Genomic DNA, 9441 nt, shown 5'->3' on the forward strand with positions numbered 1-9441 from the left:
AATTTTTATATGAAAGTAGTGATTTTAGCCGGAGGTTTTGGTACTCGTATTAGCGAGGAGAGCCAGTTTAAGCCCAAGCCGATGATTGAGATAGGTGGCAAACCTATCCTATGGCATATCATGAAATGGTATTCCAAGTTTGGTCATAATGAGTTTATTATCTGTTGCGGATACAAGCAACAGGTTATCAAGAATTATTTTGCCAACTACTATATGTATAATAGTGATATGACATTCGACTTTTCTGCCAATGGGAAAGTAACTGTACATAGTGATCATACAGAAGACTGGAGAGTGACGGTGGTTGACACAGGTTTGAATACCATGACGGGCGGACGTCTTAAACGCGTTAAAGATTACATATCTGGTGAGCCGTTTCTTATGACTTACGGTGATGGTGTATCAGATGTTGACATTAATGAATGTATCCGGTTTCATGAAGAGACAGGGACTATGGTCACGTTGACAGGTGTGCTTCCCGAAGGTCGTTTCGGAGTAATGGACATTGACGGTTCTATGATAAGGTCTTTCCGTGAAAAGAGTCGGGATGATATGGGATGGATCAACGGAGGTTTCATGGTTGTGGAGCCGGGAGCATTGGAATATATAGAAAATGACACAACGACCTGGGAGCGTGAACCTCTTGAAACGCTTGCCTCCCGGGGGCAGCTTTCCTGCTATAAGCATCATGGCTTTTGGCAGTGCATGGACACGTTGCGTGACAAGGAGAAACTGGAGAGCCTCTTGGCTTCGGGCAAAGCACCTTGGAAATATTGGAAATGATAAAAATAAAAGGATAAATATGGCATTCAATAATGTATATAGAGGAAAGAAAGTATTGATAACCGGTAATACCGGTTTCAAGGGGAGCTGGTTGTCAGCATGGTTACTCATGCTGGGAGCGGAGGTATACGGCTATTCAAATAGTATACCTACCCAACCGTCCATGTTCGAGGTTGTTGGCCTACCCGACAGAATCCATCACCATTATGGTGACATCCGTAATAAAGAGGAGATGAGTGATTATGTTCAGGCTGTAAAGCCTGACTTTATCTTTCATCTTGCTGCACAGGCCATTGTTTCTACTTCCTACAAGGAGCCTTTTGATACCATCACTACCAATGTGGTAGGTACGGCTTCCGTGCTGGAGGCCATCCGTAATATCACATGGAATTGTACCTGTGTTCTTATCACCAGTGACAAGGCTTACGATAACGTGGAGTGGATCTGGGGATATCGTGAGACAGATGCGGTAGGCGGAAAGGATGTCTATTCCGGTTCAAAGGGTGCAGCTGAACTTACTATCAAGTGTTATTGGAAATCCTTTATCCAGGCTATGCCCAATATCAAACTGGGAGTGGCCCGTGCCGGGAATGTTATCGGAGGTGGTGACTGGGCGAAAGACCGTATCATCGTAGATTGTGTCAAGGCATTTTCAAGGAATGAGGTGGTGGAGATACGTAGTCCCAAAGCTACCCGCCCCTGGCAACACGTATTGGAACCATTGAGCGGTTATCTCAATCTTGGACAATACCTTTATGAAGGAAAGGTGAAGAATGGAGAACCGTTTAACTTTGGCCCTCGTGCGGAGCAGACCAAGACAGTGTTTCAGTTGGTTCAGGACTTGGCCGAACTTTGGGGGCTGGATAGGAATACGGCAGCCCGGCTGACCGGCAATGTGCCTTTCGAGGAGGCTACTTTATTGAAGCTTAATTGTGACAAGGCACTGGCTTATCTTGACTGGCATTCTACATTGCACTATGAGGAATGTGTACATTTTATTGCTGACTGGTACAAAGCTTTTTATACAGATGCCAATGTGGATATGTACAGCTTGACCACTGCCCAGATAGATTCCTATGTCAGGGCTGCCGGAGCACAACATTTAAAATGGGCGGAATAATGATGGAAGGAGTGACAGTTCATCCCCTGAAGCATATTGTCGTACCCAAAGGGGATATTTATCATGCTTTAAAATCTACTGATGAAGGTTATGTCGGATTTGGTGAGGCTTATTTCTCACAGATAGAACACGGTGCAGCCAAAGGCTGGAAACGCCATAACCGCATGACTTTGAATCTGGTTGTGCCCGTCGGTGCTGTCAAGTTCGTAATTTATGATGACCGTGAGGGCAGTCCCACCTGTGGGCAGTTTGAAGAAATAACCCTGTCACCTGAAAGCTGCTATCAGCGGCTTACTGTAGCTCCCGGACTATGGATGGCTTTTTATGGAGAGGGGGAGGGCATATCCATGCTGATGGATATTATACCTGAACCTCATGATCCTTCGGAAGCAAGCCGGATGGAGCTGGAGGCGATAGACTATAAATTTTAAACATTGTAGCTTTATGAAGATATTGATTACAGGAGCTACCGGATTTGTAGGTAGGACACTGATTCCTTATCTGTTCAGTCATTCATTGACAGATATTTGTCTGTTGGTAAGGGACAGACAGAAAGCAGAAAGCATGTTTCCTGGTCTTTGCTTGGAAATAATTGCTACGACAGAGGGCGAATGGTGCAAGCAGGTTATCGGTTATTCTCCTGATGTTGTCATCCATATGGCAACTTTCTTTACTGCAAGAAGGGATGATATGTCCATAGAAAAACTGATTGGATCAAATATCCTGTTTACCACCCACTTGCTTGAAGCAGTTTCCCATACTTCCTGTAGCCACTTCATTAATATAGGTACATTTACTGAATTTTTAAATGGCGCGGGTGAATATTTGCCCAATAATCTTTATTCCGCTACCAAAACAGCGGTACGCCCTATTATAAGGTATTATCAGGCACAGTCATGTTGGAATTGGATTAATGTGGTAGTCTACTCTCCCTATGGGCGGTATAATTCAAGCAAGAAGGTGATTGATTATCTGGTCGATGCGGTAAAGGCGGAAAAGCCCGTGGATTTTTCTCCGGGTAACCAGGTACTTGACTTCATACATGTTGATGATATAGCAGATTTCTTTTATACATTAATCCTTTCCTTGGATAACTTGAAAGACAGCTATTACCAGTTTCATCTTGGAACAGGTGAGGGGCATTCGTTACGCGGAGTGGCGGATATGATAGAGTCAGTCTGGAACCGTCCCGTAAAAGCAAATTGGGGCGGCCGCCCGTATTCTCCTTCTGATGCCATGTATGCCGTGGCTCCTATAAATAGGAACATCACTTTGCTGGGATGGAAGGCGTCCATCTCCTTGAAGGAGGGTATCAGGATATTGCATGAAGATATGAAGACATATGAAAATGAATAATCCCGTTCTAATCCTTGGTGCTGGAATATCCGGTCTTGGAGCTGCATACAAATTATCTTGCAATGGTCAGCAGACTGTAGTTTTGGAAAAGGATACTACTTATGGAGGTCTTTGCGGTAACTTTACCATTGACGGTTTCCGTTTTGACCGTTTTGTTCATTTTTCCTTTGCTAAAGATGAACAAGTAAATAGAATCTTTATGGATGGAGCCGGAGATGTATTCAGACATGTTCCTAATGCATATAATCTTTATCAGGGAATATGGATAAAGCATCCGGCCCAAAATAATCTTTATCCGCTCAGTCAGAAGATGAAGGATGCCGTAGTAAGAGATTTTTTATCCCGTCCGACAGATATTGACTCTTCTCAGATACAAAATTACGACCAATGGTTACGGCTTCAATTCGGTCATTTTTTTGCAGAACATTTCCCGATTCCTTATACTAAGAAATATTGGATGACTGAGGCAAAGGATTTGGAAACAAGATGGATGGGCAGCCGGGAAGGAAGCCGTTTATACCAGCCTTCCGTTGAAGAAGTGATACAGGGGTGCAATACATCCGAAACTCCTGTAACCTATTATAGTAAGGAGATGCGTTATCCACGAAAAGGTGGGTTTAAGCAGTTTTTGTCTGCTTTGGTAGAAAACCAGGATATTCGTTATAACCAACAGGTCATATCGATAGATGTAGAGAATCGTCTTCTTCGTACATCAAAAGGCGATGAATATCAATTTGACCGTTTGATTAGCAGTCTTCCGCTTCCTGAGGTAATTAAGATGCTGAAAAACGTTCCTGTTGATGTTTGCAATGCAGTTGCACGGTTACACTGTACCTGTGGTTATCAGATATCGGTCGGACTGAAGACGAAGAATATCCCTCCTTATCTTTGGTGGTACATTTATGATGAGGATATTCTTCCTGCTCGCGTCTACTCACCTTCCTTGAAGTCGCCCGACAATGTTCCCGAAGGTTGTTCCTCACTTCAGATGGAAGTGTATTGTAACCGTAATGAATATACCCGGGAAGAGCTGTTGGCACGTTCAGTGGGAAAACTTGTTTCTTTAAACATTTTAAAACAAGAAGATATCCTTTTTACTGATATCCGTTTCGAACCATACGCCAATGTCATTTTTGATCATAATATTTATGAAGCCCGTAAGACTGTCCGTGATTACCTTTTTTCCCTTGGTATTGAAACGATTGGGAGATTTGGAAAATGGGGATATCTGTGGAGTGATCAGAGTTTGATGAGTGGATTAAATTTGAAGGCATAGTTGTATTTGCTTTATGACTTCATTAAAAAAAAATATTTTTTGGAATTCTGTACGGGTAGGAAGTAACTTAGTTTTCCCTTTGGTTACTTTTCCTTATGTATCTCGTGTGTTAGGTCCAGACACTATTGGACTATTTAATTATGTCACAGCCATTGCAGCCTATTTTACATTATTTGCCTCATTGGGATTTCCTATATATGGGGTACGTGAAATAGCAAATGTAAAGGATAAACCTGAAGAATTTGGCAATATTGTAAATTCAATATTTACTGCTAATGTAATAGCAACCTTTATTGTTTATCTAGCATATTCTGTGGTGGCATTATTGATTAGTGGAGAATATTTATTGCTTTATTTTATTATAGGATTATCGGTTTTGATGAGCTGTATCAGTTTTGACTGGTTTTACCAAGGTATAGAAGATTTTAGGTATATTACAGTTCGAAGTCTGATAATAAAAGTTGTTTCAATAGTTGGGCTTTTTATTTTTGTTCATGACAAGTCTGATTTACTGGCTTATGCTATACTTTCAATTGTAGGAACTTGTGGTAATAATATATTAAATCTGATTCGGATTAATAAATATGTAAAACTTCGCTTTTCTTTAGTTGATTGTTGGAAACATACTAGGGGAGCTTCGACTTTATTTCTAGGTACTATAGCTGTCAGTCTTTATACTAATTTAAATAGTATTATGGTAGGTGCTTTGGGAACAATGGAAGCTGTAGGATTTTTTACAACAGGCAATAAAGTTGTGAGTCTGGTAATGACTATTATTACAGCGGTGACTTCTACAATTATTCCGAGAATGTCTTATTTAGTAGGTAGCGGTAAGGAAGAGGAAGCTGTTTTATTGCAAAAGAAAACTATTAACTTGTTAAATTATATAGCGTTACCTATGATAGCAGGTTTAGTAATTTTGGCAAAACCGATTATATTGGTATTTAGCGGTAAAGAATTTCTGCCTTCTGTTATAGTTCTGCAAATATTGTCATTTTTGCTTATCATCATTCCCTGGTCGTCATTTTTAGGCTTACAGATACTTTATCCTATAAGAAAAGAAAAGTATGGTAATTATGCAGTCGTTACTGGAGCATTAGTAAATCTAGTGTTGAATTTCTTTTTAATCCCCAGATATTCTTATATCGGTGTAGCTATTTCGGTGGTATGTGCTGAAATGGTGATTACTTTGGTACATTATATTTTTGCAATGAGGTATATGAAATTAAAATTTCATGACTTTATTCCTATCAAATCCATTGTTTCAACTCTAGTAATGGCTCTAGTGGTCTATAAGGGCTTTTTTTATGGTGATCATATTGTTTGTGTTGTAGCTTGGAGTATGGTAGGTGCCTTGGTTTATGTGGGTGCTTTACTTCTAATGAGAGATGAGTTTATGAAAGAAATGATTTTCAAAATAATAAACCGATGAGAGATATATTAGAAATAAAAGATAATTTTTCCCTCTATAAAGGGATTAAGAGCAATCTGTTATGGGGCAATTTAAATTATTGTAAGAGTCCTAAAGTATCTATTATTATGCCGGTGTTTAATCATCCTGATTATTTTCGGAAATCATTGAGCTCAGCAATTAATCAAGACTATACTGGTGATTATGAAATTATAGTGATTGATAATAATGATCAGACTGATGGACCGACTAGTAACCAATTGATTGTAGAAGAATTTAAAAGTCCTAAGGTCTTGTATTACAAGAATGAAAAAAATATAGGAATGTTAGGTAATTGGAATAGAGGTATTGAATTGGCAAGAGCACCTTTTGTGACTTATTGCCATGATGATGATATGCTATTACCGAGTGCATTATCTAGATTAATGGAGCTTCAAAAAAAAACAGGTGATAAGGCTATATTTTCAGCATTTAACAAAATGGATGATAGGGAAACTATATTTTCCTCAAGCGAATATTTTTCTAAACGTAAATGGGGAATCTTAGTTTCATGTGACTGTTATCCTTATACTTTATTTAATCAATTTATTGGTTCTGCAGGATTTGGCGTGGGATGTTTGTTCTCTAAAAAATGCTTATTGGAAATAGGTGGATATGATCCTGAATTTTATCCGGCGTCAGATTATGCCATGCAGGCTCACTATACATTTCGTTATGGTAGTGTCTATAATTGTATTCCTACATTCAACTATCGTGTGGCTGAAAATGAGTCATTAACAGTTTACGATAAGTTTGCAGAGGTGGATCGGCATTTTAGAAACTGTATGAAAAAACATATCGGTCTTCCCAATTTTGTTCTAAATAGGATTGTAAAGGCAAATTATAATATTTCTAAAATCAAATTTGCTATTCTTTGGGGAAAGAAAGATGTTTCGTTAACTAATAAAATGAGGTTCGATGACAAATTGATAATAATCATAGTAAATAGACTTTTGGAATTTGGGCATTATAAATTAGAACTATAAATTGAAAAACGTTCTATACTTTGAAAACGTAAATAATATTATATACATGATGCAAACGAAATTATTATCTATAATAATCCCTACATATAATATGGAACCATACCTTCGTCATTGTTTGGATTCATTAATTATTGATAAGGGAATGGATGAACTGGAAGTTTTTGTTATTAATGATGGAAGTAAAGATCGTTCATCAAAAATAGCACGCGAATATCAAGATAAATATCCTAATACATTTTATGTAATTGATAAAGTAAATGGGAATTATGGAAGTTGTATAAATAGAGGATTAAAGGAGGCAACCGGGAAATATATAAAAGTTTTGGATGCAGATGACTGCTTTAATGCTAGAGCTTTACAGGATGTTATTCAGCGATTAATGAATATTGATACAGATGTTATATTAACTAATTATGTTATTGTAAGGAATGAAAAAACAGAAAGTTTCTTTTTAAATTATGCAGATGGCCAAGTGGTAAATATTGATAGCGATGTTGTCGAATATTTTAGCATGCATAATGTTATTTATAAACGTTCCCTTCTTAAAAATATGGATTATATCCAGACAGAAGGTATTTCTTATACAGATCAAGAATGGATTTTTTATCCCATGTTGAAAGCCGATTCTGCCGTTTTTTTTAATTTATCTCTTTATCGATATACATTGGGAAGAGAGGGACAAACAATGGACTGGGGTACTCTTTGTCGCAATATAGGAATGATAGAGAATATTGTAATGCAGATGTTAATTCGGTTAACGGATTACAAGAATGATATTTCTGTTTGTAGGAGAAAATATGTCGAGAATGTATTGCAAGTACAGATTGAATTAATCTATAGGGTAGAACTTTTAAGTAAGAGAAAAGAACTTTGTAATATAGAAATATTGAATAAGATTGACAAAATGATTTTTTCTTATAATTTGGATTTCTATAAAAAATTTAGTAACCAAGCCATGTATATGGTATCTTATGTTAAATACTTTCGAAAAGGAATTATTTTTCCTAATAGATTTCGTCATTTGCTATTATTACTACAAAAATTAGAAAACAGTCTTAAAAGATAATGCACTTTTATGAAAATTCTTCATATAAATTATTCAGATAAGTCAGGAGGGGCTGGTATAGCCGCCTATCGGCATAATGAAGCAATGAATAGAATAGGGCTTAATTCCAATATGCTTGTTGTATTGAAAATGACGCGGGATAATACAATTTATGTATTGCGTAAAAACCGAGTACAACTCCAAGTTTTGGATAACTTATATAATTTTCTCCATTCTTTTGTAATTAGAAGATTTAAACCACGTGCTGATTTTTGTTATGCTCTGTTTGGACATAGGGTTGATAAGCATCCTTTGGTGCAACAGGCAGATGCTATATATTTACATTGGATAAATGCTTCTACGTTGAGTATACATGGAATAGAGAGATTATTAAAAACAGGGAAACCAATTTTTTGGTATATGCATGACATGTATCCTTTGACAGGAGGGTGTCATCATGCTTTTCAATGTACAAAGTACGAAACAGAATGTGTTGATTGTGAAACGTTGCAACATTGTAAGTGGGGAGATATCGCACAAAAGCAATTTAGGCAGAAATTGAAACATTGGACGAAATATTCTAATTTAAAAGTCGTTACACCTAGTGAATGGTTGGCAAGCTGTGCTAGGAATAGTACTTTATTTCGTGGGCATGAGGTTTTTGTATGTCCCAATGTGCTAGATACAGATAAATATAAGCCTCTGGATAAAAAAAACGCCAAAGAACTTTTTGGATTAAATTCTAATAAAAAAACAATTCTGTTTGGTGCTGTGAATGTGAATAGTCCCTATAAAGGATGGGAATACTTGAAGGAGTGTATTCGAAAATTGGACAAGGACAAATATGAATGCCTAGTTTTTGGATATGTAGATGAGAAACCCTTTGAGGGCTTGGATATAGATGTTCATTTTACTAGTTATCTGAGTGATGATTATTCGATGATATTGGTATATAATGCTTCCGATGTGTTTGTATCTTCTTCATTGGCGGATAATTATCCGAATGTCATAGTAGAAGCCATGTCTTGTGGAGTGCCCTGTGTCGGATTTGATATTGGTGGTATTCCAGATTTAATTAAACATGAAATTACTGGTTATTTGGCAAAATATAAAAAAAGTTCGGACTTGACAAAAGGTATCGAATGGATATTTGAGGATGCTTCCCGTTATCATCAATTGACTTTGAATGCTAGAAATTTTATTGTAAATCATTGCTCTTATGGCAAAGTACTTACACTTCATCGAGAGTTGGGCAACATACAATAAATACTTTGAAAATGAAATTACGATTAGCCTTGTTCTCAATAATGTTCTAAGATGCTGAAAATTAATATTCCAACTAATAAATGTAAGCAGTCAAAAATTGGCTCATAATTGAAATCTCTATCTTCGCTGCGAACAAAAATTTTAGGATTTATGTATAGC

At 37.2% G+C, this 9441-nt stretch carries 9 protein-coding genes; all 9 read left to right on the plus strand.

The features are described 5' to 3' along the window. Positions 1-9: 9 nt before the first annotated feature. Genes rfbF through AB5062_RS02555 form a run of 9 tightly spaced genes read left to right on the plus strand, consistent with a single transcriptional unit; the run spans position 10 to position 9282 of the window. Positions 10-783, plus strand: a complete 774-nt coding sequence (gene rfbF, locus AB5062_RS02515) for a glucose-1-phosphate cytidylyltransferase (protein ID WP_007850828.1) — start codon at positions 10-12, stop codon at positions 781-783. A 19-nt stretch (positions 784-802) separates the two neighbouring features. After that, entirely contained in the window at positions 803-1903 is a 1101-nt protein-coding gene (gene rfbG / locus AB5062_RS02520) for a CDP-glucose 4,6-dehydratase (RefSeq protein WP_007853875.1), read from the plus strand. Beyond that, the gene (locus AB5062_RS02525) at positions 1903-2334 is read left to right on the plus strand and encodes a hypothetical protein (protein ID WP_022508253.1); all 432 of its coding nucleotides are present in this window, start codon (positions 1903-1905) and stop codon (positions 2332-2334) included. The genes rfbG and AB5062_RS02525 overlap by 1 nt, the downstream gene beginning before the upstream one ends. A gap of 13 nt (positions 2335-2347) precedes the next feature. Beyond that, positions 2348-3259 (plus strand): NAD(P)-dependent oxidoreductase, encoded by a 912-nt coding sequence (locus AB5062_RS02530; RefSeq protein WP_022508252.1) that lies wholly within the window; start codon positions 2348-2350, stop codon positions 3257-3259. Then, positions 3252-4535 carry an NAD(P)/FAD-dependent oxidoreductase gene (locus AB5062_RS02535; RefSeq protein WP_117795205.1) on the plus strand — a complete coding sequence of 428 codons (1284 nt, stop codon included), beginning with the start codon at positions 3252-3254 and terminating at the stop codon, positions 4533-4535. The genes AB5062_RS02530 and AB5062_RS02535 overlap by 8 nt, the downstream gene beginning before the upstream one ends. Before the next feature lie 13 nt (positions 4536-4548). Next, positions 4549-5967 (plus strand): flippase, encoded by a 1419-nt coding sequence (locus AB5062_RS02540; protein ID WP_032953538.1) that lies wholly within the window; start codon positions 4549-4551, stop codon positions 5965-5967. After that, positions 5964-6971 (plus strand): glycosyltransferase family 2 protein, encoded by a 1008-nt coding sequence (locus tag AB5062_RS02545; RefSeq protein ID WP_032953537.1) that lies wholly within the window; start codon positions 5964-5966, stop codon positions 6969-6971. The genes AB5062_RS02540 and AB5062_RS02545 overlap by 4 nt, the downstream gene beginning before the upstream one ends. Positions 6972-7017: 46 nt before the next feature. Further along, positions 7018-8037 carry a glycosyltransferase family 2 protein gene (locus tag AB5062_RS02550; RefSeq protein WP_050505509.1) on the plus strand — a complete coding sequence of 340 codons (1020 nt, stop codon included), beginning with the start codon at positions 7018-7020 and terminating at the stop codon, positions 8035-8037. 9 nt (positions 8038-8046) lie between these two features. Then, positions 8047-9282: a glycosyltransferase gene (locus AB5062_RS02555; RefSeq protein WP_032953536.1), complete on the plus strand. Its 1236-nt coding sequence runs from the start codon at positions 8047-8049 to the stop codon at positions 9280-9282. Positions 9283-9441 lie beyond the last annotated feature (159 nt).

The sequence above is a fragment of the Phocaeicola sp. RTP21359st1_B8_RTP21360_211022 genome (assembly GCF_040911965.1).
In the GTDB taxonomy this organism is placed as follows: Bacteria; Bacteroidota; Bacteroidia; order Bacteroidales; family Bacteroidaceae; genus Phocaeicola; species Phocaeicola vulgatus.

Bases quoted from the DNA above. Each gene is read 5' to 3' on its own strand.
- AB5062_RS02540 (WP_032953538.1), top strand. From the start codon at position 4,549: ATGACTTCATTAAAAAAAAATATTTTTTGGAATTCTGTACGGGTAGGA.
- rfbF (WP_007850828.1), top strand. From the start codon at position 10: ATGAAAGTAGTGATTTTAGCCGGAGGTTTTGGTACTCGTATTAGCGAG.
- rfbG (WP_007853875.1), top strand. From the start codon at position 803: ATGGCATTCAATAATGTATATAGAGGAAAGAAAGTATTGATAACCGGT.
- AB5062_RS02530 (WP_022508252.1), top strand. From the start codon at position 2,348: ATGAAGATATTGATTACAGGAGCTACCGGATTTGTAGGTAGGACACTG.
- AB5062_RS02525 (WP_022508253.1), top strand. From the start codon at position 1,903: ATGATGGAAGGAGTGACAGTTCATCCCCTGAAGCATATTGTCGTACCC.
- AB5062_RS02535 (WP_117795205.1), top strand. From the start codon at position 3,252: ATGAATAATCCCGTTCTAATCCTTGGTGCTGGAATATCCGGTCTTGGA.
- AB5062_RS02545 (WP_032953537.1), top strand. From the start codon at position 5,964: ATGAGAGATATATTAGAAATAAAAGATAATTTTTCCCTCTATAAAGGG.
- AB5062_RS02550 (WP_050505509.1), top strand. From the start codon at position 7,018: ATGATGCAAACGAAATTATTATCTATAATAATCCCTACATATAATATG.
- AB5062_RS02555 (WP_032953536.1), top strand. From the start codon at position 8,047: ATGAAAATTCTTCATATAAATTATTCAGATAAGTCAGGAGGGGCTGGT.